The 24,822-nt window shown below is 65.4% G+C and carries 23 protein-coding genes; 12 read left to right on the plus strand and 11 right to left on the minus strand.

Going from position 1 to position 24,822, the window contains the following annotated elements; genetic code table 11:
- From I6F12_RS06855 to I6F12_RS06875, 5 genes are all read right to left on the minus strand, one after another.
- Complete coding sequence (locus I6F12_RS06855) at window positions 1-1,278, minus strand: beta-ketoacyl-ACP synthase (RefSeq protein ID WP_036001392.1); 1,278 nt, start codon at window positions 1,276-1,278, stop codon at window positions 1-3.
- Between the two features lie 21 nt (window positions 1,279-1,299).
- Window positions 1,300-2,505, minus strand: a complete 1,206-nt coding sequence (locus tag I6F12_RS06860) for a beta-ketoacyl-ACP synthase (protein WP_036001390.1) — start codon at window positions 2,503-2,505, stop codon at window positions 1,300-1,302.
- The gene (locus I6F12_RS06865) at window positions 2,502-2,972 is read right to left on the minus strand and encodes a 3-hydroxyacyl-ACP dehydratase FabZ family protein (RefSeq protein WP_036001387.1); all 471 of its coding nucleotides are present in this window, start codon (window positions 2,970-2,972) and stop codon (window positions 2,502-2,504) included. The genes I6F12_RS06860 and I6F12_RS06865 overlap by 4 nt, the downstream gene beginning before the upstream one ends.
- Window positions 2,973-2,982: 10 nt before the next feature.
- On the minus strand, window positions 2,983-3,270 hold the full coding sequence (locus I6F12_RS06870) for an acyl carrier protein (RefSeq protein WP_007592476.1): 288 nt from the start codon (window positions 3,268-3,270) through the stop codon (window positions 2,983-2,985).
- A gap of 234 nt (window positions 3,271-3,504) precedes the next feature.
- Window positions 3,505-3,846, minus strand: a complete 342-nt coding sequence (locus I6F12_RS06875) for a hypothetical protein (RefSeq protein WP_036001385.1) — start codon at window positions 3,844-3,846, stop codon at window positions 3,505-3,507.
- 322 nt (window positions 3,847-4,168) lie between these two features.
- Here I6F12_RS06875 and I6F12_RS06880 point away from each other — a divergent pair, with 322 nt between their 5' ends.
- Window positions 4,169-4,798, plus strand: coding sequence for a ParB-like protein (locus I6F12_RS06880; protein WP_036022321.1), 630 nt, complete (start codon window positions 4,169-4,171; stop codon window positions 4,796-4,798).
- Between the two features lie 11 nt (window positions 4,799-4,809).
- Here the strand turns inward: I6F12_RS06880 and I6F12_RS06885 are convergent, their stop codons facing one another.
- Window positions 4,810-4,965: a hypothetical protein gene (locus tag I6F12_RS06885; RefSeq protein ID WP_165637160.1), complete on the minus strand. Its 156-nt coding sequence runs from the start codon at window positions 4,963-4,965 to the stop codon at window positions 4,810-4,812.
- A gap of 231 nt (window positions 4,966-5,196) precedes the next feature.
- On the opposite strand from I6F12_RS06885, the gene I6F12_RS06890 reads away from it, so the two are divergent.
- From I6F12_RS06890 to I6F12_RS06900, 3 genes are all read left to right on the plus strand, one after another.
- Entirely contained in the window at window positions 5,197-5,340 is a 144-nt protein-coding gene (locus I6F12_RS06890; protein ID WP_167361652.1) for a hypothetical protein, read from the plus strand.
- 241 nt (window positions 5,341-5,581) lie between these two features.
- A complete protein-coding gene (locus tag I6F12_RS06895) occupies window positions 5,582-5,749 on the plus strand; it encodes a hypothetical protein (RefSeq protein ID WP_167361653.1) in 168 nt (55 codons plus the stop codon).
- A complete protein-coding gene (locus tag I6F12_RS06900) occupies window positions 5,746-8,298 on the plus strand; it encodes a cation-translocating P-type ATPase (RefSeq protein ID WP_225155833.1) in 2,553 nt (850 codons plus the stop codon). Before I6F12_RS06895 ends, I6F12_RS06900 begins: the two co-directional genes overlap by 4 nt.
- Here the strand turns inward: I6F12_RS06900 and I6F12_RS06905 are convergent.
- The 3 genes from I6F12_RS06905 to I6F12_RS06915 form a co-directional block, all read right to left on the minus strand.
- The gene (locus tag I6F12_RS06905; RefSeq protein ID WP_225155834.1) at window positions 8,295-8,798 is read right to left on the minus strand and encodes an MgtC/SapB family protein; all 504 of its coding nucleotides are present in this window, start codon (window positions 8,796-8,798) and stop codon (window positions 8,295-8,297) included. The two genes, I6F12_RS06900 and I6F12_RS06905, sit on opposite strands and share 4 nt — an antisense overlap.
- Window positions 8,799-8,808: 10 nt before the next feature.
- The gene (locus tag I6F12_RS06910) at window positions 8,809-9,390 is read right to left on the minus strand and encodes a peroxidase-related enzyme (RefSeq protein ID WP_225155835.1); all 582 of its coding nucleotides are present in this window, start codon (window positions 9,388-9,390) and stop codon (window positions 8,809-8,811) included.
- Window positions 9,391-9,603: 213 nt separating this feature from the next.
- Entirely contained in the window at window positions 9,604-11,343 is a 1,740-nt protein-coding gene (locus I6F12_RS06915; RefSeq protein ID WP_036001369.1) for a DUF87 domain-containing protein, read from the minus strand.
- 369 nt (window positions 11,344-11,712) lie between these two features.
- Here I6F12_RS06915 and I6F12_RS06920 point away from each other — a divergent pair, with 369 nt between their 5' ends.
- Window positions 11,713-12,681, plus strand: a complete 969-nt coding sequence (locus I6F12_RS06920; protein WP_225155836.1) for a catechol 2,3-dioxygenase — start codon at window positions 11,713-11,715, stop codon at window positions 12,679-12,681.
- Between the two features lie 140 nt (window positions 12,682-12,821).
- Here the strand turns inward: I6F12_RS06920 and I6F12_RS06925 are convergent, their stop codons facing one another.
- Together I6F12_RS06925 and I6F12_RS06930 are read right to left on the minus strand one after the other, a co-directional pair.
- Window positions 12,822-16,349: a molybdopterin cofactor-binding domain-containing protein gene (locus tag I6F12_RS06925; RefSeq protein ID WP_225155837.1), complete on the minus strand. Its 3,528-nt coding sequence runs from the start codon at window positions 16,347-16,349 to the stop codon at window positions 12,822-12,824.
- Window positions 16,349-16,831 carry a (2Fe-2S)-binding protein gene (locus tag I6F12_RS06930; RefSeq protein ID WP_225155838.1) on the minus strand — a complete coding sequence of 161 codons (483 nt, stop codon included), beginning with the start codon at window positions 16,829-16,831 and terminating at the stop codon, window positions 16,349-16,351. The genes I6F12_RS06925 and I6F12_RS06930 overlap by 1 nt, the downstream gene beginning before the upstream one ends.
- 265 nt (window positions 16,832-17,096) lie before the next feature.
- Here I6F12_RS06930 and I6F12_RS06935 point away from each other — a divergent pair, with 265 nt between their 5' ends.
- The 7 genes from I6F12_RS06935 (at window position 17,097) to I6F12_RS06965 (ending at window position 24,812) form a co-directional block, all read left to right on the plus strand.
- The gene (locus I6F12_RS06935) at window positions 17,097-18,554 is read left to right on the plus strand and encodes a hypothetical protein (RefSeq protein ID WP_057029297.1); all 1,458 of its coding nucleotides are present in this window, start codon (window positions 17,097-17,099) and stop codon (window positions 18,552-18,554) included.
- Window positions 18,551-19,447 (plus strand): UPF0280 family protein, encoded by an 897-nt coding sequence (locus I6F12_RS06940; protein WP_036001359.1) that lies wholly within the window; start codon window positions 18,551-18,553, stop codon window positions 19,445-19,447. The genes I6F12_RS06935 and I6F12_RS06940 overlap by 4 nt, the downstream gene beginning before the upstream one ends.
- Before the next feature lie 15 nt (window positions 19,448-19,462).
- A complete protein-coding gene (locus tag I6F12_RS06945) occupies window positions 19,463-20,047 on the plus strand; it encodes an amino acid synthesis family protein (RefSeq protein WP_025035619.1) in 585 nt (194 codons plus the stop codon).
- Window positions 20,048-20,083: 36 nt separating this feature from the next.
- Window positions 20,084-21,286, plus strand: a complete 1,203-nt coding sequence (locus I6F12_RS06950; protein WP_225140161.1) for an ABC transporter substrate-binding protein — start codon at window positions 20,084-20,086, stop codon at window positions 21,284-21,286.
- A 147-nt stretch (window positions 21,287-21,433) separates the two neighbouring features.
- Window positions 21,434-23,323 carry an ABC transporter permease gene (locus I6F12_RS06955; protein ID WP_225155839.1) on the plus strand — a complete coding sequence of 630 codons (1,890 nt, stop codon included), beginning with the start codon at window positions 21,434-21,436 and terminating at the stop codon, window positions 23,321-23,323.
- Window positions 23,320-24,111: an ABC transporter ATP-binding protein gene (locus I6F12_RS06960; RefSeq protein ID WP_109144118.1), complete on the plus strand. Its 792-nt coding sequence runs from the start codon at window positions 23,320-23,322 to the stop codon at window positions 24,109-24,111. The genes I6F12_RS06955 and I6F12_RS06960 overlap by 4 nt, the downstream gene beginning before the upstream one ends.
- Window positions 24,108-24,812, plus strand: a complete 705-nt coding sequence (locus I6F12_RS06965; RefSeq protein ID WP_036022338.1) for an ABC transporter ATP-binding protein — start codon at window positions 24,108-24,110, stop codon at window positions 24,810-24,812. The genes I6F12_RS06960 and I6F12_RS06965 overlap by 4 nt, the downstream gene beginning before the upstream one ends.
- Window positions 24,813-24,822: the final 10 nt, after the last annotated feature.

The raw sequence follows: 24,822 nt of genomic DNA on the forward strand, positions 1-24,822 counted from the left end.
TCAGGCCGGTTCGCGGGTCAGGATCAGCGAAGCGTTCTGGCCGCCGAAGCCGAACGAGTTCGACATCACCGCGGTCACGCGAGCATCGCGCGCCTTGTTGCCGACGACGTCGAACAGGATCGTGGGATCCGGATTGTCGTAGTTGATGGTCGGCGGAATGCGCTGATGCTCGAGCGTGAGCAGCGAGAAGATCGCCTCGACTGCGCCGGCGGCAGAGATGGTGTGGCCGACCATCGACTTGTTGGAGGTAACCGGAATCTTCTGCGCGAGCTCGCCGAAAACGGCCGACGTCGTGTTGAACTCCATCTTGTCGTTCTCGGGCGTCGCGGTGCCGTGCGCGTTGATGTGGTCGATCTGATCCGGCGTCATGCCGGCATCGGCCAGCGTCTTGTTCATGCAGCCGATGATCGGCTTGCCGTCGGGCGAGGAGCGGGTGCGGTGGAAGGAATCGGTGAGCTCGCCGCAGCCGGCGATCACGCCGAGAATTTTTGCGCCGCGCGCGGTGGCGGCTTCATAGCTCTCCAACACCAGCGCGCCGGCGCCTTCCGCCATGACAAAACCGTCGCGGTTCTTGGAGAAGGGACGGGAGGCCGCCTGCGGCGGATCGTTCTGGGTCGACAGCGCCGAGAGCAGCGAGAAGCGCACCAGCGCTTCCGGGTTCACGGTGCCGTCGGTCGCGACGCAAAGCGCTGCGTCCGTCTCGCCGCGGCGGATCGCCTCGACGCCGAGCTGGATCGAGGTGGCTCCGGACGCGCACGCCGTCGACAGCGAGATCGGCGAGCCCTTGGTGCCGAAGGTCTCGGCAAGATAGGCGGCAACCGAGCCGAACATGAAGCGATGATGATAGGCGCTAAACTTGCCGCCGCCGGAGATGCGGAGCAGATCGTCATAGGTGATGTCTTGCTGGCCGACGGCGCGACCGAGCTCGCGACGCTGCGGCCATTCAACCTCGACCGGCGCCACCGCGAGGAAAAGCGGACCCGGGAAATCGGCCTTGGCGCCGATGCCGGCCTGCTCCAGCGCTTCCTGCGTCACCAGCTCGGCCATCCGCTCGGACAGAGCGGTGGAAGAGAACGGATCGGCGCTGACGAAATCGACCGTTCCGGCCATCGTGGTCTTGAGACCGTCGATCGGAAAACGCGTGATCGTGCGGATACCGGATTCGCCGGCGACGAGCTTTGCCCAATTGTCGGATTTGCCGGCGCCGAGCGAGGTCATGATGCCCATGCCGGTGACGACGACGACGGGACGCCCGAGTTTGTCGCGTGGTGCAGTCATGTCGATCCCCGCTTGAGCTGATTAAACCGCCTCGACCAGCGCCATGCCTTCGCCGCGCCAGTGTCCGGCTCCCACCACCACGATCTGGGTGGGCGCGCCCTGCATTTCAATCTCGGTCCCCGTGGAATCATTCGGCGGGAACAGCGCGCCGCGCGAGATCGACAATGCGGCGAGGGCAATGCCGAGCGGGAATTGCGTTTCCATGGCGTGGCCGAACACCGTGCCGGTCGAGCGCACCGGAAAGTCGGCATGGTTCTTCAGGAAGTCACGCTCGTCCGAGGTCGCAGGCTCCGCCCCGGTCGCGCCGGTGATGATCGCGCCCTTGCCCTCGCGCCTGGGCAGCTTGGCCCACAGCTTCTCGAGCGTCGCGGTCATGTCGCCAGGCTGCTTGCGCTTGGCGAGGTCGGCGACGACGCTCGACAGCTTGGCGAACGGCTTGGCGCCGCGCGCTTCCGCATGCGCCTTCGACTCCAGCACCAGGAAGGCGCCGGCCGAGCCGAGCGCGAAGCCGGGATGGTCCTTGCGCGCCCACACGGGCGCGAACTTGTCCTTCAGGTTGAAATCGCCGAATTCGTAGAGGACGAGCAAGTCCTTGCGCTCGCCGTTGTGCGATCCGCCGACCAGCGCGATGTCGCTCTCGCCCGAGGCGATGCGCGCGAGCGCGATGCGGGCGGCATCGGCGCCGGCGACCTCTTCGCCCATGAAGGTGCGCGAGGTGCCGCCGAGACCGTGCACGATGGCGATGTTGCCGGCAAGCAGGTTGGAGAGCTGGGCCAGGAACAGCGTCGGCCGGAGATCGCTCATCAGCCGTTCGTTGAGGAAGCCCGGCGCGTTGGCGCCCTTGGCCTCGGCGGTGAGAATGCCGCTGTCGACGTTGATGTCGCGCTCGCCGCCGCCCGCGGCGACCACCATGTCGATCTTCGACAGGATGTCCTTGTTGCCTTTGATGCCGGCGGAATCGAGCGCAAGACCGGCGGCATAGGTGCCGATGCGCTGCCAGGCTTCCATCTGGCGCTGGTCGCCCTTCTTCGGGATCTGGCTGTCGAAGGATACCGGCATCAAGGGATGCACGATGTAGGGCGCAAAGCCCTTCTCGTCGACATTGATGCGCTTCTCGGAAAGCGCGGCCCAATTGGCGTCGAGGCCCTCGCCGAGCGAGGTGGCGAGCCCAATGCCGGTGATCCAGACCTCGGTCTGGCCCGGCTTCAAAGCGGGAGTGTCAGTCATGACGATACGGCCTGTTGCGGAAAGCCGACGCGCTCGGCGACCTTCGCCATGTATCCGCGCATATCCGCATTGGGGAAGGGAATCAGCGTGAAGGTCAGCGCCGAATTGGCGCGCAGCTTGCCGCCGACCCGGATCTTGGCCTCGGTCATGGCATAGCCGGAGCCTTCATGGGTGAGGCTCGCCTCGATGCTCATGAGGTCGCCGGGGAAGACCGAGCCGCGGACCTTGGCCTCCTTCACGGCGGCCAGGATCGGCATGCGTTCGAATCGGAACACGCCGAGTTGAAGCCAGCCCGAGGCCTGCGCCATCGATTCGATCAGGAGCACGCCGGGCATCAAGGGATAACCCGGGAAGTGCCCCTCGAAGATGGTGCTTTCCTGCGGGACCTGCGCTTCGACGACGATCGTCTTCTCGTCGACCTTGAGGTCGACGATGCGATCGATCATGTGGAAGTATTCGAGTTGCATGACTGCGCCCTTAGGCGCTCGCGCCCTTGGCCGCAACCAGTTCGTCGATGCGGGCGCACAGGTTCTTCAGCACGAAATATTGCTCGGTGGTCGCCTTGCCGTCGTTGACCTCCTGAGTCCACTTCTCCAGCGGCAGCTTGATGCCGAACTGCTTGTCGATCGCGAAGGCGATGTCGAGAAAATCGAGGCTGTCGATGCCGAGGTCATCGATGGCATGGCTATCCGGCGTGATCGTGTCGCGCGGGATGTCGCAGGTTTCAGCGATGATCGTGGCGACCTGATCGAATGTGGATGACATCACTAAGCCTTTGATATATTGTAGGTATTTGTCAGATTGTCCAGAGTGGCACGGTGGCTGGGCATCGCGCCCCTGATGACGCCCTCAAACCCCCCTCTGGCCGGGTCGAAAGCCCGTATATCGGAGCGCCGCCTTGAGTTCAATGGAGCCGGGCAGGCCTCCGGGGACAGCATCGGACGTGGCTGGGGATGCCGGCTGGGTCCGTCCGCCGCGAGGTACGTGCCGGGCCGGTCCCTAAATATGCGGCGTCGTGATCTTGACGCAGTCGCGGCGGCCCATCAGCACGCAATCCTGGGTCCGGCGCAGGTCGGCGATGCTGACCGCGAGCCAGATCCCGATCGCCGTCAGCGCGATGGTGAAGGCGAGCGCTGCGATGTTGGCAAGCATGCGCTGCCGGTAATTGTCGGGCTCGGCACGCGGCTGCTCGTAGCGTGACAGGTCCAGCCGTTCGGGCGTGCCGCGGAGCGGTTGCACGGAGCCATTGCCGCGCTGGACCCTTGGAGAAGGCGGGGTGCGCGGCCTGAACTGGAGCACCCGGTGCTCCTCATCAGAGCTTATGGGCCGCTGATTGTTCATGGGGCGGGGATCACTCCGAAGCAGCGATCTAGATAGCATAGGTGAGGCACGCGTTGCAGTAAATCTTTGCAATGCCAGGATGCATTTGTGCGTTCGTACTATTTTGCGCATGGACCGGTGTGCCGCGATCCAGCAACGGGCCATCGTGTCCGTCGCGAGCGTTGCGCTGCAACGCGGGCATAGCGACAGCCATTGAGGACGTCTTTTTACCGGTCGGCATCGACTTGTGATCTGCGCGTCTTCCGAACGGATTTTGCCACCGCGGGACCCGTGGCATAGTCGCGGGAACCCGAACCGTTCGTTGCTGCCAGGGGCCTCGATCATGACCACGACCAACGCGCGCGAGCCGAGAGTGCATCCGGTTCCGATCCTGTCGCTCCGGCCGACGCAGATGACGGTCGGCATGCGCGAGGTCAAGGAGAAGCGCAGGCGCTGGCGCGAGCACGGCAAGAAGAAGCAGGCGGATCTGCTCGGCAAGCACATGATCCCCGTCGTTTACGGCCCCGACGCGCGCTACTACGTGATCGACCATCATCACCTCGGCCGCGCGCTGCACGATGAAGGCGTCAGGGAGGTTCTGGTGACCGTCGTCGGCGATCTCAGGATGGTGGAGCGCGAGGCGTTCTGGGGCGTCATGGACAACAAGCGCTGGGTCTATCCTTACGACGCCAAGGGCGAGCGGCGCTCGTTCCGCGACCTGCCGAAATCCGTCGCCGATCTCAAGGACGATCCGTTCCGCAGTCTTGCCGGCGAATTGCGCCGCATGGGCGGCTTCGCCAAGGACACCACGCCGTTCTCCGAATTCCTGTGGGCCGACTTCCTGCGCCGGCAGGTCTCGCGCAAGGCGGTGGAGGCCGATTTCGATAATGCGCTCGAGAAGGCGATGGCCGCGGCCAGAAGCAAGAATGCGATCTATCTGCCCGGCTGGTGCGGCCCGGCGGACGACGACTGAGGGTATTCACGTCAGTCGCGCTGGAAGATCCTGGCGCCGGGGTAGGCCCGGCGGGCGTAAGTTACCACCAGCGCGCGGTCCTGGGTATCCAGGAAGGGCGTTCGGATCTGGCTCGATCCGACGATGAGATGCCACAGGCCATTGAGCTTCTGGATCACGATCTTCATTTGCGTAGTCCTTGATGACTCCCATTCCGGCGAATGCTGCTGCGGGTAATTCCCAACACGGCCGCCGCTCCAAAACACGTCGGCCCCAGTTAGTTGGTTACTCAATGCACCCAGATAAGCCGGATCTCATCACAGCCGCTTGAGCGAAATCAATTTCCGCGCCCACGAAACCGTCCTGAAACAGAGCCGTCCCATCTCTATGGGGTAGTCGAGCTCACACAGGAGGCGAACATGCGCCGTCTGGCTTTCGTAGTTGGCTTGCTCGCGGTCGCTTCGGCGGGAATCTCTGCATCCTTCGCCGCAGTCCACCACGCCAAGACGTTGACGTTCGCGGAGCGCTTTGCTCCGGCGCTCGAGTTGATGGCGAAGCGCTAGCCGCATACGCCTCGCGGCCGTGAGCGATGCAGCGGCTGTTGACTGTTGGCTGCTGGGTGGACATCACGTCGCAGTCGTCGACCGATGATGGCCGGGTCAGGTTTGACCTGTCGCAAACCTGCCTCGCCCTGACCGGCTAAGGTCTGCCTGCATGGTTGCAGAGACAGCGTTGCGCCCCGATGCCGAGGGCCCGGGCTCCAAGTCATGCAGATCTTGTCATGCAGATCTTGGAGGCACGGCCATGAGCGTCATCTTTCGCATTCTCTTTGTCCTCGCCGGCGCGATCACGGCGCTGTTCGTCGCGCGTGACGCGCTGAACTTCACCATCATCCAGACCTTCGTCGCCGTCCTGCTCGCCACCGCAATCGTCGGTGCCGGCAGCTTCTGGAGCCTGCGGCGGAAACCGTGAGCGAGGTGCAACGCGGAGGTGCGGCTGGTCTGAGTGAGACCGAGGCGCGGGCGAGGCTCGCGGCAGACGGCCCCAACGAACTGACTCGGCCGGAACGACGCAGTCCGCTGCGTATCGTGGTGGAAGTGCTGCGCGAGCCGATGCTGCTGCTGCTGCTCTGCGGCGGGCTGATCTACCTCGTGCTCGGCGATCTCAAGGAGGCGGTGATTCTGCTGGCGTTCGGGGCAATGTCCATCGTGATCACGGTGGTGCAGGAAACCCGAACCGAGCGCGTGCTGGAAGCCTTGCGCGATCTGACCAGCCCGCGGGCGCTGGTGGTGCGTGACGGTGCGCGCCGGCGAATTGCCGGCCGCGAGGTCGTGCAGGGCGACCTTCTCGTCCTCGGTGAAGGCGATCGCGTTCCCGCCGACGCCGCGCTCGTCGAAGCGCGGGACTTGCAGATCGACGAGTCCCTGCTGACCGGCGAGTCGGTGCCCGTCCGCAAGAAGACCGCCGACAAGGTCACGGCGGCCGCTCACCGGCCCGGCGGCGAGGATCAGCCATTCGTGTATTCCGGCTCGCTCGTCGTGCGCGGCGAGGGGTTGGCGCTGGTCGAGGCCACCGGGCCGCGCAGCGAGATCGGGAAGATCGGGCTGTCGCTTCGCGGCTTGCGGGCCGAGCCGCCGCGGCTTCAGCAACAGACCGCAAGGCTGGTGCGGCTCTGCTTCCTCGGCGGCACCATCATCAGCCTGGCCGCGATTGTGCTCTACGGCGTCTCGCGCGGCGACTGGCTGCAGGCGCTGCTGGCAGGCGTCGCCATCGGTATGTCGATGCTTCCGGAAGAATTCGGCGTCGTGCTCACGGTGTTCATGGCAATGGGTGCGTGGCGGATTTCGCAGGCCCGCGTCCTGACGCGGCGCGCCGCCGCCATCGAGGTCCTCGGCTCAGCAACAGTCCTGTGCACCGACAAGACCGGAACGCTGACGCAGAATCAGATGTCGGTCGCCGAGCTGCGCCTGCTGGACGGCGCGCGCCTGCGCGCGGAGGCGTCCGGACCGGATCAGGTCGGGCGCGAATTCGCAGAGCTGGCGCGCTGCGGGGCACTGGCAAGCTCTCCGGAGCCGTTCGATCCGATGGAGAAGGCGCTGCATTCGTTCGCGCGTGGTGTCCTGCGGGACGGCGACGCGATGGATGGCGAGCGGACGCTGGTGCGCACCTATGGTCTGCGCCCCGAGCTGCTGGCCATGACCCAGGTTTGGCGGACAGCCGGAGGGGCGGACCTCGTCGCATGCGCCAAGGGCGCGCCGGAAGCGATTGCGCGCCTGTGCAGGCTGAACGAGGCCGATCGGGAGGCCGTGCAAGCTGCCGTCGGGGCCATGGCGAAGGACGGGCTCCGGGTGCTGGGGATGGCGGTTGCCGTTTGCGATGAGGCTTCCCTGCCGGCATCCCAGGAGGCTTTTGTATTTCGTTTCGTTGGCCTGGTCGGGCTTGCCGATCCGTTGCGGCCTCATGTTCCGGAGGCGGTTCGCGAATGCCGTTCGGCCGGCATCCGCGTCATCATGATCACGGGCGACTATCCGGCGACCGCCATGGCGATCGCCGCGCAAGCCGGGCTCGACGTCGATGAGGTCGCGACCGGGGAGCAGGTCAAGCTCGCTGACGACCGCGAGCTCGAGGCACTCGTCAGGAAGGTTAACGTCTTCGCGCGGGTTCTGCCGGAGCAGAAGCTGCGGATCGTGCAGGCGCTGAAGCGCAGCGGCGAGATCGTCGCGATGACGGGCGACGGCGTCAACGACGCGCCGTCGCTGAAGGCCGCCCATATCGGAATCGCGATGGGTGGCCGCGGCACCGACGTCGCTCGCGAGGCATCCTCGATCGTCCTGCTCGACGACGACTTCAGCTCCATCGTCGCATCCATCCGCCTCGGTCGCCGGATCTACGACAATCTGCGCAAGGCCATGGCCTTTATCTTTGCCGTCCACGTGCCGATCGCGGGTCTTGCGCTGCTTCCCCTGGTGTTCGGGCTGCCGCTGGTGCTCGGCCCGGTGCACATCGCCTTTCTGGAGCTGATCATCGATCCCGTCTGCTCGCTGGTGTTCGAGGCCGAGCGGGAGGAGCGCGACGTCATGAAGCGTCCGCCGCGGCGTGCCGATGCGGAGCTGTTCTCGTGGCCCCTGATCGCCTGGAGCGTTCTGCAAGGCACGATGGCCTTCGCCTTGATCGCCGTGATCTTCGTCGCAGCGCTTCGTTCCGGCCTTCCGCCCGAGGAGGCTCGCACCCTCGCATTCATCGCGCTCGTCGTCTGCGTCCTCGCGCTGGTGCTGGTCAATCGATCCTTCAGCGCATCCTTCTTGTCTGCCTTCTTCCGTCCGAACGCGGCATTGCTCTGGATCTTCCTCTTGATTGCGCTCGTTCTCGCCACAGCCTTGTTCTGGCCGCCGGCCTCAGGCCTGTTTCGCTTCGGTCCCCTGCATCTTGACGATTTGATGATCACGCTCGGCGCGGGAGTGCTGGTGCTCACGGCGCTCGAACTGCTGAAGCCGTTTTGGGGCCGACGGTTGCGATTCTAATCGCTCTCCCGCTGACCCGAGCTCGGCGAGGTCTCCGTCCGCTGCGGATCTTCCTTGCCGCCAAGCGCACGATGCAGCCGGCGCTCGAGGCGGCGGCCAATCGTCAGCAGCACGAAGGCCAGCGCCAGGGCGACGACGACGATCTTCCATTGTCCGGCGCCGCAGACGATGCCGAGGCAGGCGGCAAGGAAAGTGCAGGCGGCGCTAGTGAGGCCTCGAACGCGAAACCCGGTGCTTTGGTGCACGATGACGCCGGCGCCGAGAAAGCCGATGCCGGTGAGGATGCCCTGGATGACACGGCTGGCGGCGTCGACGACCCTGGCCGGTTCGGCGAGCTGCAATGCGAGCAGAACCACGCTCGCGGTGGAGAGCCCGACGATGCCGAGCGTCTTCAGCCCGATCGGCTTGCCGTGCAGGTCGCGGTTGAGGCCGATCGCGCCGCCGGCAAGCGTGGCCGTGCCGAGGCGCAGCAGGATTTCGGGCCAATCGAGCTCGGTCATGGCGCCTCGATCACGTCTTCGGCAGGCGGCCCATCAGATAGAACTCCTCGTTCGGCCGCATGCCCGTGAAATTCGCCAGCCGGTTCGACAGCGCGAAGAAGGCCGAGATCGCGGCGATGTCCCAGATATCATCGTCGCTGAAGCCGTGCGGCGCGAGAGCGGCGAAATCGTTCTCGGAAATCCGCTGCGCGTCTACCGAGACCTTCATGGCGAAATCGAGCATCGCCTTCTGCCGCGGCGTGATATCGGCCTTGCGGTAGTTGATGGCGACCTGGTCGGCGATCACAGGGTTCTTGGCGCGGATGCGCAGGATCGCGCCATGGGCGATCACGCAATATTGGCACTGGTTGGCCGCCGACGTCGCCACCACGATCATCTCGCGCTCGGCCTTGGTGAGGCCGCCGTCCTTCTCCATCAGCGCGTCGTGATAGGCGAAGAAGGCGCGGAACTCGTCGGGGCGATAGGCCAGCGTCAGGAACACGTTCGGGACGAAGCCGCTCTTCTCCTGCACGGCAAGGAGGCGCTTACGGATGTCGTCGGGCAGGGTGTCGAGGGCGGGGGCGGCAAAGCGTTGCGCGGCGGTCTTTGTCATGGGCATGGTTCCAGCTTGGGGCGGGAACCATAGTCGATGCGTGGGGCGGGCTCAATCTGCCGGTCCGAAGCGGCCGCGACGAAGGTGTCAGGTGGGAACGACGTTCCATCCTCCGTCATTGCGAGCGCAGCGAAGCAATCCAGAGTCCCCCCGGCGGAAAGACTCTGGATTGCTTCGCTGCGCTCGCAATGACGATGTGGATGGAGCGAAGCCTTACCGCAGCGGCTTCTTCAGCAGCGAGAAGCGGTCCGGATCGAGGCCCATCGAGGGCTGCAGCATCGGGGCTTCGACGCTGGACATCGTCTTCGCGGGCGGTGCCGAGAACACGGGGTCGTTCGGCACGTCGCGCTGCGAGGTGGCGCCGCGCCAGCGTTCGAGCACGGCGCTGACGAAATGCATGTCGTGGCCGGAGGTGACGGAGGGCACGCTCGAGATGGTGGCCTCGCCGCGCGGCAATTGGTGCGGCGGCACCTCCTTGAAGCGCAAGCGGGTCGGCAGCGCCACGCCTTCGCCGAACGCCAGCACCTCGCGGGTGCCGAGCGACGGCACGAAGGAGAGCAGGTTCGCGGCGGCGTCCGACACGGCGGCGCGCAGCAGCGCCTGGTCGCGGTCGTTGGCGAGGCGCATCGTGAACAGCGTGTTGCACTGGGAGATGATGGTGGCGTCGAGCTCGGCGGGGCGCTGGGTGATGAGGCCGAGATAGACGCCGTATTTGCGGCCTTCCTTGGCGATGCGCGATACCGCCTTGCGGGTCGGGCCGAAGCCGATGTTGCGGTCGGCGGAGGCGTAGCGGTGCGCCTCTTCGCAGACGAACAGCAGCGGCGAGACGCCGTCGCTCCACAGGCCGAAATCGAAGGCCATGCGGCAGAGCACGGAGACGACGGAATCGATCACCTCGGCCGGGAAGCCGGCGAGCTGCATCACCGTCATCGGCTTGCCGTTGGCGGGCAGGCGGAACAGATGGCTGATCACCTCGGCCATGGTGTCGCCGCCGACATTGGCGTTGTCGAACATGAAGGCGTAGCGCGGGTCGTTGCGCACGGCCTCGATGCGCGAGATCAGCTTGTGATAGATGATGCGCGAGGAGCGGTTCTCGAGCTTGCCCATGCGCTCGTCGATCAGCGACAACAGGTCGACCAGGCGATAGGGCACCGGCGTATCGACGGTGTAGCCGATCTGCTTGGGATCGATGCGCTTGAGGCCGATGCGGTCGGCGTTCTGGTACTGTGTGTAGACGCCTTTGGCGAGCGGGATCACCTCGGCGAGGATGTCGAGCTCTTCCGGGACGCCGGCGCGGCCGCCGAACAGCACGTCGACGATTTCCTCGAAGTTGAACAGCCAGAACGGCAGCTTCAGGTTCCGCGGGTTGAGCACCAGCGCGCGGTCGCCAAAGCAGCGGCCATATTCGTTGTGCACGTCGAGCAGGAAGATGCGCAGGTTCGGCCGCGCCTTCAGGATCTCGTTGAGCAGCAGCGAGACGCCGGTCGATTTACCGACGCCGGTCGATCCCAGCACGGCAAAATGCTTGGACAGCATTTCCTCGACGTCGACATAGGCGATGACCGAGCGGTCCTGCTGCAGGAAGCCGACATTGATCTGGTCCGAGCCGGTCGGCGCGTAGATCGTGCGCAGCTCCTGGCTCGTGATCAGGTCGACTGCATCGCCGATGGTCGGATAGTTGGTGACGCCGCGCTGAAACTTGGCCTTGTCCGCGGCATTGAGGATCTCGCCGAGCAGGTCGACCGAGGCGATGGCAATGTAATTGTCGGAGCTCGACAGATTTTCGCAGGAGACCTCCGTGATCATCGCAACGATGACCGAGCTGGCGCAGCGAATGCTGACGAACCGGCCGACGGTGGCCCGCACCTCCGAGATCGGCATCCGGCTTTCCGCCAGAAGCCCAACCCGGGCGAGCGATCCGCGAACCGAAATCACGCGTCCAAAGGATGTCACGATGAATGAACCTGGCAAGAGCAAGGGGAGTTGCCCGGACTATGCGCGGCCGTCGCTGCACAAACGGTTAAACGCCGGACGCGCCGGCTCCGTTAAATCCGCGGTAATTCGGTCGGGAGCCTCGCCGTCAATGCCTGCTTATTGGCAAAATCGCCGGGAAAATGCTGCATTTTCCGGACCTTTCAGGTGAGATGGTCCTTAAGGAAGAGTTTACCATTCGGGCAGGCTGCCCGTCTCGTCCGGAGGCCGGCGGTCAGGCGCCGATCGCAGCAGGATACCGGCTGCTTTGTTGACTGGACCTAATGATTTGTACATTAGTACAAATGAGGCGCCGCGCCGAAAGCCCCGCGTCCGATCCAGGAGGAAAACATGCAGCCCGAACCGATCCTCGACCTTGCCCACCTCGGCCACATGGAGCTGCTGACGCCGAAGCCCGACGAGAGCCTGAAGTTCTTCGTCGATGTCATGGGCATGACCGTCAGCGGACAGAAGGGCGAGTCGGTCTATTTGCGCGGCTGGGACGATTACGAGCGCTATTCGCTCAAGCTCACGGCGTCGAAGACCTCGGGCATGGGCCACATGGCGCTCCGTGCGCGCAGCCAGCAGGCGCTGGAGCGGCGCGTCGCCGCTCTGAAGGGATCCGGCTTCGACATCGGCTGGATCGACGGCGACATGGGGCAGGGGCCGACCTTCCGCTGCCGCGACCCCGATGGCCACATCGTCGAGCTCTATTACGAGACCGAATGGTATCAGGCGCCGCCGGAGCTCAAGCCCGCACTAAAGAACCAGGCGCAGCGCTTTCCGGCGCGCGGCGTCAACGTCCGCCGGCTCGATCATCTCAATTGCCTCGCCGTCGACATCAAGGCCAACCGCGAGTTCTTCGAGAATTACCTCGGCTGCCGCCTCACCGAGCAGATCGTGCTCAACGACGGCCGTGAGGCGGCGATGTGGCTGACGATGTCGAACAAGAGCTACGACTTTGCCTATTCGCTCGATCATTCGGGCGTGCCGGGCCGCTTCCACCACGTCACCTACGCGCTCGACAGCCGCGAGGAGATTCTGCGCGCCGCGGACATTTTTCTAGAGAACGGCGTGCACATCGAGACCGGCCCGCACAAGCACGCGATCCAGCAGACCTTCTTCCTCTATGTCTACGAGCCCGGCGGCAACCGCGTCGAAGTCGCCAATGCCGGCGCGCGCCTCATTCTCGCGCCCGACTGGAAGCCGATCGTGTGGACCGAGGAGGAGCGCAAGAAGGGCCAGGCCTGGGGATTGAAGACGATCGAGTCCTTCCACACCCACGGCACGCCGCCGGTGGAGGTGAAGAAGCACGCGTAGTTCTGTATCCCTGACGCTTCACGCGGTGTCATTCCGGGGCGACGCGAAGCGGCGAGCCCGGAATCCATAACCCCGGCTGGTGGTTTTGGATACCGGGCTCCCTCGCTGCGCTCGGGCCCCGGAATGACGGAATGAATTGTCTAGTGCGTTGACGCCCGCACTTTTGCAATCGTCTCGCGCACGCCGGTCCAGGCCGGCTTGCCAGGTGCGAACTGCCGGCGCAGGAAGCTGACGAGCTCCGCGATCTGCGCGTCGTTCATGCTGTTTCTGAACGCGGGCATGTAGCCGAGATCGCTCGAGACGGGCTCGGCGATGCCGTGCAGGATCACTTGCACCAGATTGTCCGACGTGGCGCTGTGCAGGTTGCTGTTGAGCGCGAGCGAGGGCCGTGTGCCGAACAGCGGCAGGCCGCCGACCTCGTGGCAGACCGCACAGGCGCCCTGGTAGAGCCGCGCACCGGTCGACGATGCGACGCTGACCTGGGTCGCGCGCTCGAGCTTGGCGGCAAGCGCATCCTGCGCCTGTTGGTCGACCGCCGTGTCATTGAACGAGTTGAGATAGACCGCCATCGCGCGGATGTCCTGGTCGGGCAGGGCTTTGAGATCCCTGACGACAGGCGCCATCGGGCCGGCCGCGACACCGTGGTAACGCGAATGGCCGGTGCGCAAATAGGCGTAGAGCTCATCCTCGCTCCACGGGATCGGCGCGTGCGAGACCGAGGTCAGCGCCGGCGCTTCCCAGCCCTCGGCAAAGCCACCGGCGAGATAAGCGTTGCGTTGCTCGGCGCCGAGCGCGTTGCGCGGCGAATGACAGCCGCTGCAATGGCCGAGACCTTCGACCAGATAGGCGCCGCGATTCCAAAGCTCGGACTTTGACGGGTCCGGCTTGAATTCGTGGGTTCGGTGGAACAGCGCGTTCCAGCCCGCGAGCAGCGGGCGCAGGTTGAACGGGAAGGCGAGCGCACTCGCCGGCGTCGTCGCGCGCACCGCAGGCTGCGCCATCAGATAAGCGTAGAGCGCCTGCAGATCGGCGTCGCTGGTCTTTGCAAAATGCGTGTAGGGAAAAGCGGGATAGAGCTGCCGTCCGTCGCGATGCAAGCCATCGCGCATGGCGCGCTCGAAGGCCGGATAGGACCAGGCACCGATACCGGTCTCGACGTCGGGCGTGATGTTGGTCGAATAGATCGTGCCGAATGGCGTCTCCAATGCGCGGCCGCCGGCGTTGAGCGCGCCGCCAATGCTGGTATGGCACTCCGCGCAATTGCCAAGCGCTGCAAGCTGCTCGCCGCGGGCGATGGTCGCCGCGGAATAGACCGACGCGTCGGGCCGTGCGATCGGCGCAATCGCGCGACCTGGAAGGAGCGCCGCACCGATGCCGATGGCAGCGGTGCAGACGGCTGCGATCGCTGCAGCGATACCGGCGCGCCTGGCGAACGGATTCGCCCAGACCCGGGAGGGCCGCGATGCCGCCGGTGCGGGCAGAGCCTGCGGCGTCACCGCCGCATCGCCGCGCAGACCCTTGAGGATTCGCTCAGGCGTGAACGGCGGCTCGCGGAAGCGCACGCCGGTGGCATCGAAGATGGCGTTCGCGATCGCCGCTGCGCTCGGCACCGAAGCAGACTCGCCGACGCCGAGCGGCGGCTGGTCCTGCCGCGGCAGCATCAAGACGTCGATCTTGGGTACGTCGGGGAAGGGGATGATGGGATAGGCGCCCCATTCGCGCGCGGCCACCGTGCCGCGCTCGAACGACACCTCTTCCATCAGCGCGCGGCTGGTGGATTGGATGACGTTGCCCTGGATCTGGTGGCGCACGCCGTCCGGGTTGATCATCAACCCGGAATCCTGCCCCGCGACGACGCGCGTCACGCTGACGTCGCCGGTCGTCTTGTTCACCGCGACGTCGGCAACCCAGGCCGACCACGCCGCGCCATAGCCCGGAAACTTGCTGTGGACGTAGAGCGCGTAGGCAAAGCCGCGGCCGTGCACGACGTCGCCGTCCTTCTCCTCGCGAACGGGGCGGGGCGTCCAGCCCGCGCGCTCGGCCACAGCATTGACGAGATCGACAGCGCGCTGATCCTTCAGGTAGCGCAGACGATATTCGATCGGATCGACGCCGGCTTCGGTTGCAGCCTCGTCGATATAGGATTCATGCGCAAAGGTGTTCGGCAATGCCGAGACGCCGCGGAACCAGGAGGCCCGCACGATCGGCGGCGTGTCGTGGGCGACGACGCGCATGTGCTCGTAATCGTAAGGAGGGATCGCGGTGCGGTCGCCCATCTGGAGCACGGTGGGCTCGGGGGAGATGCGACCGGTCAGCAGCAGCGCCAGCGTCGGAGCGGCGTTCGAGGGGTAGCGCGTGGCGAGATCGTAAGCGGCGATGCTGCCGTCAGCGTCGAGGCCGCCATTGACGTCGATGAGCTGCGCGGTGCCCTTGGGCTCCCAGGCGTGCTCCTGCTCGCGCGTCAATTGCACGCGGACGGGACGGCCGACGGCGCGCGACAGCAGGAGCGCATCGGCGGAGACGTCGTCGGCGCAGTTGCGACCGTAGCAGCCGGCGGCCTCCAGCCGGATCACCTCGATCTCGCTCTCGGGGCGCTCGATCAGCAGCGCCAGGTCGCCGCGCAGCACGTGCGGGTTCTGCGTGCCCGACCAGACGCGGATGTTGCCGTCCTGGAAGTCGGCGACGGCGCAGGAAGGGCCGATCGAGGCGTGCATCTGATACGGCCAGACGTAAGTGCGCTGCATCGGCTTGGCCGCGCCCGATATCGCCTTTTCGACCTCGCCCTTGTCGATCAGCGTGCGCGGCGTCGAGGGATTGGCGCGCAGGGCGGTCTCGACATCGCCAAGATCGGTCAGCGTCGGCGTCGGCTTCCAGCTCACCTTGAGCTGCTCTGCCGCGCGGATCGCATTCTCCTCGCGCTCGGCGACGACGCCGACGAAATCGCCGATCCGCACGACGGCGACAAGGCCGGGAATGTCGCGCACGGAGGATTCGTCGACCGCAATGAGGCTGGTGCCGACGAACGGTCCGGCATCGACGCCAGCATAGGGCGGCCGCACCACGCGGCCATGCACCATTCCTGATACTCGGACGTCGTGCACGAAAGTCAGCTCGCCCGTGGCTTTAGCAGGTAGATCGACGCGCGGCACCGACTGGCCCACGATGGCGTAATCGCCGACAGGCTTGAGCTCGACGTCATCGGCGAGCTCGAGGCGGATCGCTTCGTCGCCGATGAGCTCGCCATAGCTGACGCTGCGATTGTCGTGGCCGCGAACGAGTCCGTCCTCGATCTTGAGCTCGGCTTCGGGCAAGTCCAGGCGTTCCGCCGCGCGCGCGATCAGAAAGTGCCGGGCTTGCGCCGCAGCCTTCCGCAGCGGCACGGCCGTGATCTGGATGGTCTCGCTCGCGATCGTCGCGCCCTGGTTCGGCACCAATGCCGTGTCGCCGAGCACGACGACGACGCGCGCAAAGGAGACGTCGAGCTCTTCGGCGACGATCTGGCCCAGCGCAGTGCGGATGCCGGTGCCGAGATCGACATGGCCGTTATAGGCCGTGACCGAACCGTCCGCGGTGATGCGGACGAAGGTCTCCGACGTGACCTCGTCCACGCTGCGCGCGACGACGAGCGAACCCCCGCGCTCAGCTCCGTTCGAAACAAAGAAGGCCATCAACCTGCGGCCTCGGTGAGTTGGCCGGATGCGCGCATCACCGCGCGAAGGATCTCGACATGCGTGCCGCAGCGGCAGAGATTGTAGCGCAGTGCCGCCAGCGCCTCCTGCTCGGTCGGCCGCGGGTTGATCGCGAGCAACGCCTTGGTGGTCATGATCATGCCGTTGAGACAATAGCCGCATTGTGCGGCCTGCTCGTCGATGAAGGCCTGCTGCACGACGTCGGGCTTGTCGCGCGTGCCGAGGCCTTCGAGCGTCACGATGTCGCGCCCGGCGCAGCCGCTCACCGGAATCACGCAGGAGCGTGCCGCCACTCCGTTGATCAGGACAGTACAGGTGCCGCATTCCCCCAAGCCGCAGCCGTATTTCGGGCCGTTCAGCGCGAGATCATTGCGCAGCACGTAGAGCAGCGGCGTGTCGCGCGCTGCCGTGACCTCGTGGATCCTGCCGTTCACGGTGAGGCGGATCGGTGTCTGCGTCATCCTCGTTTCCAAGCCCAAGACGATATCCAAGATCATGCAATCGCGAAAATCGGACGCCGCGACGATACCGTTTGTACACAAACGTGCAAGCGGTGCATGCCGCACTGCAGCGCGGGTGCCTTCTTTGTGGACAGTGCGGATAGGCAAATGAGGTTTTATGCGGCAGTGGCATCTTTTGCGCTGCATCGCCGCTTGACAGCCCCGGGGCAGCGCGCGCAACATCGTTCGTATACGAATGATAACTGCGATGTCCGCCGGCTCCGACATGGTGACAGAAACGACGAGCGCCGTCATCGACAAGATCCGCTGCGATGCTTGTCCGGTGATGTGCTACATCAAGCCCGGCGCGGCGGGGGCCTGCGATCGCTATGCCAATCACGACGGCAAGCTCGTCCGCGTCGATCCGCATGTCATCCTGGAGCGTACCGTTTCTCATGGCGGCAAGCTCGTCCCGTTCAGCCGCACCGAGGACTGGGACGGCAAGATCGTCCATGAGCCCTCGACTTTCGTGACGGCGATCGGGGCAGGCACGACCTATCCCGACTACAAGCCGGCGCCGTTCATCGTCTCTGCGGAGGTCGACGGCGTCGACATGGTGACGGTCGTCACCGAGGGCATCTTCTCCTATTGCGGCATCAAGGTGAAGATCGACACCGATCGCTATCTCGGCCCGGAGACCGCGACCGTGCGCGCGCAGGGCGAGGCGGTCGGCCATGTCACCACCAGCGAATACGGCTCGCAGATGCTCTCGCTAGGCGGCGTGCATCATCTCACCGGCGGCTCCAAGAAGGAGGGCCGCGTCACCTGCGACACGCTGATGGACCTCGCCAATTGCAAGGCGGTGGAGCTCACCATCGACGGCGGCGCCACCGTGGTGGTGCAGGCCGGGCAGCCGCCGATCGTCAACGGCGTGAAGGAAGAGCGCATGCGCGTCGGCTGCGGCTCGGCGACGATCGGCATGTTCGCCAAGCAATGGCACGGCAAGGTGGACGAAGTCGTCGTGGTCGATGACCACATTACCGGCGTGCTCAGCGAGCATCAAGCGGGCAAGCTGCTCGACATCGCCGACACCGGCATCAAGATGAAGGGCCGTCGCTCGACGCCCGGCCGCTATTTCCAGGTGGCCGATCCAGGCACGGGCTGGGGCGGCACCAACATCTCAGATCCCCTGTCGATCCTTGGCCCGTTCGATGCTAAGGAAGCAAAGCCCGGTCTGACCATGCTGATGGTCTCCACCACCGGAGAGCATTCGTCCTATTACGTGCTCGACCAGGCCTTGAAGCCGGTCGAGACCGAGATGCCTGACGACTTGAAGTTCTCGGTCGAGCGCATCCAGGAAAATTGCGAGCCCGCGCTGTGCACGGTGTTGTTCATGGCGGGCGCGGGCGGCTCCTTGCGCGCTGGCGTCACCGACAACCCGGTGCGGCTGACGCGCTCGGTGAAGGATGCGCTGACGCGCGTCACCAGCGGCGGCGCGCCGGTCTATGTCTGGCCCGGCGGCGGCATCACCTACATGGTCGACGTGACGCAGATGCCGTCAGGCGCGTTCGGCTATGTGCCGACACCGGCCCTGGTCGCGCCGATCGAATTCACCATGAAGCTGTCCGACTATGCCGCGCTCGGTGGCCACATGGATTATGTGAAGCCGCTCTCCGAGGTGCAGAGCGGCGACGATGTCCGCCAATTGCCCTGGCAGAACCCGATTCCGGGGCCTCGCACATGACCAGGCGCCCGCAAATCGCATTGCTGTCTGATGGCCGGCGGCTGCATTTGCAGGATGGACCGATCGATCTGATCGTGGAGGCGAGGGGACGTACGGATGCGGTGCGGGTCGCCTATGAGGCTGCGGCGCTGCGGTTCACTGGATTGCTCGACGAGCTTTGCGCGGAATTGCCAGGGCTGCGTACGGCGGTCGAGGAGAAGACCTCGCTGAAGGGCGTTGTCGCCCGCCGCATGCACGCTGCCGTCGCGCCTTATGCCGCCGATTGCTTCATCACGCCGATGGCGGCCGTTGCCGGCAGCGTCGCGGAGGAGATTCTGGCCGCGATGCTGCGCGCTGCACCGCTCGATCGGATTTACGTCAACAATGGCGGCGACATCGCGCTGCATCTCGGTGTGGGCGAGCATTTTTCGGTCGGCCTGATGGATCGTCCCGACCACGACGGCGTGATGCGGAGGATGCGGATCGATGCGAACGATCCGGTGCGGGGCGTCGCGACCAGCGGTCGGCACGGCCGCAGCTTTTCGCTCGGGATCGCCGATGCCGTGACCGTGCTGGCCGCAACCGCTTCGCAGGCCGATGCGGCCGCGACGGTGATCGCCAATGCCGTCGATCTGCCCGGGCATCCCGCAATCATCCGACAGCCTGCGAACGAGCTTCAGCCCGACAGCGATCTGGGCGCACGCCTTGTGACGCGCGGTGTCGGCGAGCTGTCTCACGATGAGATCGCAGCCGCGCTTGAATCTGGCGCGGAATGTGCACGGCAATTGTTCGATCGCGGACTGATCGAAGGTGCCGTGCTGCGGCTTTGTGGTGATATGCTTGTCATCGGAACAAAGGATATAGAAGAGCAACGATCGCGCCCGCGTGTGCTGGAGAACGCGGTCCATGCCTGAACAGGGAAGCGAAACATGAGCGCGATCATCCGCAAGATCGTCACCGTCGTCGAAGAGACGCAGATGGAGATGGGACGCCAGGTGTCGCCGCCGACCCGGCGTGCCGCCGCGATCGCCGTGATCGAAAATCCTTTCGCCGGAAAATATGTCGAGGATCTTTCGCCGCTGATCGCGATCGGCGAGGAGCTGGGCGAGCTCCTGTCGAAGCGCGCGGTGGCGGCGCTCGGCATCGATGGTGCCAAGGCGCACAGCTACGGCAAGGCCGCGGCCGTCGGCGAGAACGGCGAGCTGGAGCATGCCGCCGCAATCCTCCACCCCAAGATGGGGGCGCCGGTGCGCAAGGTTCTGGGCAAGGGCGCGGCACTGATCCCGTCCTCGAAGAAGCGCAGCGGCCCCGGCACGACCCTGGACATTCCGCTGGGGCACAAGGACGCAGCCTTCGTCCGCAGCCATTTCGACGGCATGGAGGTACAGATCAACGACGCGCCGCGTGCCAACGAGATCATGGTCGCGGTCGCCGTCACCGACAGCGGCCGTCCGCTGCCGCGCGTCGGCGGGCTGACGGTCGCGGAGATCAAGGGCGAAGACGGTCTGAGATAGATAGAAGTCGTAAGCGAGTTCAAATTGGAGGTTGGGATGCGAGCAAGAAATACTATCGTCGGCGCGGCCTTCGCGCTTCTGGCAGGCGGCATGGCTCATTCGGCCCTGGCGCAGGACATCAAGATCGGCGAGATCAACAGCTATTCGCTGCTGCCGGCATTCACCGAGCCCTATCGCAAGGGCTGGCAGCTTGCGGTCGAGGAAGTCAACGCGGCCGGCGGCATCAACGGCAAGAAGCTCGTCGTCATCTCCAAGGACGACGGCGGCAAGCCGGCGGACGCGCAGACCGCGGCCAACGAGCTCGTCTCGAGCGAGGGCGTCGCGATGCTCGCGGGAACGTTCCTGTCGAACATCGGTCTTGCGGTCTCTGACTTCGCCAACCAGAAGAAGGTGTTCTTCCTCGCGGCCGAGCCGCTCACGGACGCCATCACCTGGTCCAAGGGCAACAAGTACACCTTCCGCCTGCGTCCCTCCAACTACATGCAGGCGGCGATGCTGGTGGAAGCTGCCAGCAAGCTGCCGGCGAAACGCTGGGCGACGATCGCGCCGAACTACGAATACGGCCAGTCGGCGGTCGCGGTGTTCAAGAAGCTGATGTCGGAGAAGCGGCCCGACATCCAGTGGGTCGACGAGCAATGGCCGCCGCAGGGCAAGATCGACGCCGGCCCGGTGGTGCAGGCGGTTGCCGCGGCCAACCCGGAAGCGATCCTCAACGTCACGTTCGGCGCGGATCTCGTCAAGCTCGTGCGCGAAGGCAACACCCGCGGCCTGTTCAAGGGGCGTGAGGTCGTCTCCTTCCTCACCGGTGAGCCCGAATATCTCGACCCGCTCAAGGACGAGACGCCGGAGGGCTGGATCGTCACCGGCTATCCCTGGTACTCGATCAAGACGCCCGAGCATGACGCGTTCCTGAAGGCGTACCAGGCCAAGTACAACGACTATCCGCGTCTCGGCTCGATCGTCGGCTACCAGACCATCAAGTCGGCCGCCGCGATCCTGGCCAAGGCAGGATCGACCGATCCGGAGAAGCTGATTGCCGCGGCGGAGGGGCTTACGATGCCATCGCCGTTCGGCGAGATCACCTTCCGCAAGATCGACCACCAGTCGACGCTCGGGGCCTTCGTCGGCAAGACCGCGCTGAAGGACGGCAAGGGCGTGATGGTGGACTCGTCTTACAAGAAAGGCGCGGACTATCTGCCCAGCGATGCCGAAGTCGCGAAGTTGCGTCCGAAGGATTAATACAGAGACCGGGGCCTTCATGGTTCGAGACGCGCGGCGTCGCCGCGCTCCTCACCATGAGGGTCCCGGACCTCATCCTGAGGAGGCGCGGAGCGCCGTCTCGAAGGATGAAGACCAGCACCGAGACCTAACCAACCCGGACCGCCGATGGCCTTTTACGTCGTACAGTTTCTGACCGGTCTCGCCAGCGCAGCGTCGCTGTTTCTGGTGGCCTCGGGCCTGTCGATCATCTTCGGCGTGACCCGGATCGTGAATTTCGCGCATGGCGCCTTCTACATGATCGGCGCCTACATCGCCTTCACCCTGACCGAGCGCTTGTCCGGCGCGTTCGGCTTCTGGGGCGGCATCGTCCTGGCCGCGTTCGCGGTGGCGCTGATCGGCGTCATCGTCGAGATGGTGCTGCTCCGGCGCATCTATCATGCGCCCGAGCTGTTCCAGCTGCTCGCGACCTTCGGCCTGACCTTGATGGTCGAGGATCTCGTCGTGCTGATCTGGGGGCCCGACGATCTCGTCGGCCGCCGCGCGCCGGGCTTCAGGGGCGCGATCGATTTCTTCGGCCAGAACATTCCGAGCTACGACCTGTTCCTGATCGTGCTCGGTCCCGTCGTGCTCGGCATTCTCTGGCTGCTGTTCCAGCGCACGCGCTGGGGCGTCTTGGTGCGCGCGGCGACGCAGGATCGCGACATGGTGGCCGCGCTCGGCGTCAACCAAAAGTGGCTGTTCACGTCGGTGTTCGCTGTCGGTGTCTTCCTGGCAGCGCTCGGCGGCGCGCTCCAGATCCCGCGCGATGCCGTGCACCACGCCATGGACCTGCGCATCATCGTCGAGGTCTTCGTCGTGGTCGTGATCGGCGGCCTCGGCAGCATCGTCGGCGCCTTCGTCGCGGCGGTGCTGGTCTCCGAGCTGAATGCCTTCGGCATCCTGATCTTCCCGAAGATCTCGATCATTCTCGTCTTCCTGGTCATGGCGGTGGTGCTGATCGTGCGTCCCTGGGGCCTGTTCGGCAAGCCGGAGGCGGCCGCGCGCAAGACGCCGGGCCTCACCGTCAATCCCTGGCGCCCGCTGACCTCCAACGAGCGGCTGATGGCGCTCGCGGCGCTCGTCGTCGCGGCGATGCTGCCGCTGTTCGCCGGCAATTATCTGCTGACCGTGGGCTCGGAGATCGCGATCTTCGTGATCTTCGCCGTCAGCCTGCACTTCCTGATGTCGGTCGGCGGCCTCGCATCGTTTGGGCACGCCGCCTATTTTGGCCTGGGCGCCTATGGCATCGCCTTCCTCGCCAAGATGGCGGGACTGCCGATGATCGTCTGCCTGCTGCTCGGGCCGCTGCTCGGCTGCATGGGCGCGGCCGTGTTCGGCTTCTTCGCGGTGCAGCTCTCCGGCGTCTATTTCGCAATGCTGACGCTCGCCTTCGCGCAGATCGTCTGGTCGATCGCGTTCCAGTGGGTGGACGTGACCGGCGGCGACAACGGCATTCTCGGCCTCTGGCCATCGAGCTGGGTGGCAAGTCCGTCGCGCTTCTATTGGCTTTCGCTCGGCGTCGCGGCGCTGGTGACTGTCGCGCTGCGGGCCATGGTGTTCTCGCCGTTCGGCTACGCGCTTCGTGCCACGCGCGACTCGGTTCTGCGCAGCGAAGCCATCGGCATCGATGCCAAGCGCATCCAGTGGACCGCCTTCGTGATCGCCGGCACGACCGCCGGCATCGGCGGTGCGCTGTTTGCCTACCTGAAGGGCAGCGTGTTCCCCGACAATCTCGGCATCTCGCTCTCGGTCGACGCGCTGGTCATGGTGCTGCTCGGCGGCGTCGAGACGGTGTCGGGCGCGGTGATCGGCGCCATCGTCTACAAGGCTTTGAACATCTGGCTGGTGAGCCAGACCGATCTGTCGAAGCTCGTGCTCGGCGGCTTCATCATGCTGATCGTCGTCGTCTTCCCCAAGGGCATCGTCGGCACGCTGGAGATGCTGGCGCAGCGCCGCAAGAAAGCATCGCCGCCGGGATCACCTTTGCTCGCCAAGCCGATCGAGTCTGCCGAATGAGCGTCGCACCTCCACTTCTCGCGGTCGAAGGCCTGACCAAATCCTATGGCGGCATCCATGCCGTGCGAGGCGTCTCGTTCTCGCTGCGGGCCGGCGAGATCCTGGCGCTGATCGGGCCGAACGGCGCCGGAAAAAGCACCTGCTTCGACATGCTCAACGGCCAGAACATGCCTGATAGCGGCCACGTTCGCCTGCTTGGCGAGGAGATCACCGGCCGGAAGCCGCGTGAGGTCTGGCGGCTCGGCGTCGGCCGCACCTTCCAGATCACCGCGACCTTCGCCACCATGACCGTGCGCGAGAACGTGCAGGTCGCGCTGATCTCGCACGGCAAGCAGCTGTTCAATCTGTTCGGCTCGGCGCCGAAGTTCGATCGCGACGAGGCCGGCCGCCTGCTCGAGCTGGTCGGCATGGGCGGCTATGCGGACCGGCCCTGCGGCGAGCTTGCCTATGGCGATCTCAAGCGGCTCGAGCTTGCGGTTGCGCTCGCCAACCAGCCCAAACTGCTGCTGATGGACGAGCCGACGGCCGGAATGGCACCGCGCGAGCGCGTCGAATTGATGCGGCTGACCGCGCGCATTGCCCGAGAAAAATCCATCGGCGTGCTCTTCACCGAGCACGACATGGACGTGGTGTTCGAGCATGCCGATCGCATCCTCGTGCTCAACCGCGGGACGTTGATCGCGGAGGGCTCGCCGGCGGAAGTGCGCGGCAATCCCCAGGTGCAGGCGGTCTATCTCGGCGAGGGCCTGGTCTACGATTCCCGCCACCGCGAGGGAGCCTCCACATGAAGCTCACGGTGCAGGACCTCAACAGCCATTATGGTCCGGCGCATATCCTGTTCGACATCGGCTTCGAGGTCGGCGAGGGCGAGGTGGTGGCACTGCTGGGACGCAACGGCGCCGGCAAGTCGACGACGTTCCGGTCGATCGTCGGCCTCGTCGCGCAGCGCTCCGGCCGCATCACGTTCGAGGGCAAGGACGTCTCGTCGAAGCCGACACACGAGATCGTGCGCGATGGCCTCGGCTACGTGCCGGAGGAGCGTCGCATCTTCACGGACCTGACCGTCGAGGAAAACCTCGAAGTCGGCCGCCAGCCGAAGCGTCCGAACGCGCCGCACTGGACGCGCGAAAAGCTGTTCGCGCTGTTTCCTAACCTCGGCGAGATGAAGAACCGCCCGGGCGGACGCATGAGCGGCGGCGAGCAGCAGATGCTCACCATCGCGCGCACGCTGATGGGCAATCCCTCGCTGGTGCTGCTGGACGAGCCGTCGGAGGGCCTGTCGCCGAAGATCGTGGAGCAGATGGTCGACGCCATCCTGACCATGAAGAAGGAAGGCGTCAGCATCGTCGTCTCCGAGCAAAATCTGCATTTCGCGCGGCTGATTTCGGATCGCGCCTACATCATCGAGCGCGGCCGCATCTGCTTCGGCGGCACCATGGCCGAGCTCGACGCGCGCCCGGATATCCGCGACGCGCATCTGTCGTTGTGAGGCAAGGGGA

This window comes from Bradyrhizobium sp. IC4059, from assembly GCF_020193615.1.
GTDB classification, from domain to species: Bacteria; Pseudomonadota; Alphaproteobacteria; order Rhizobiales; family Xanthobacteraceae; genus Bradyrhizobium; species Bradyrhizobium yuanmingense.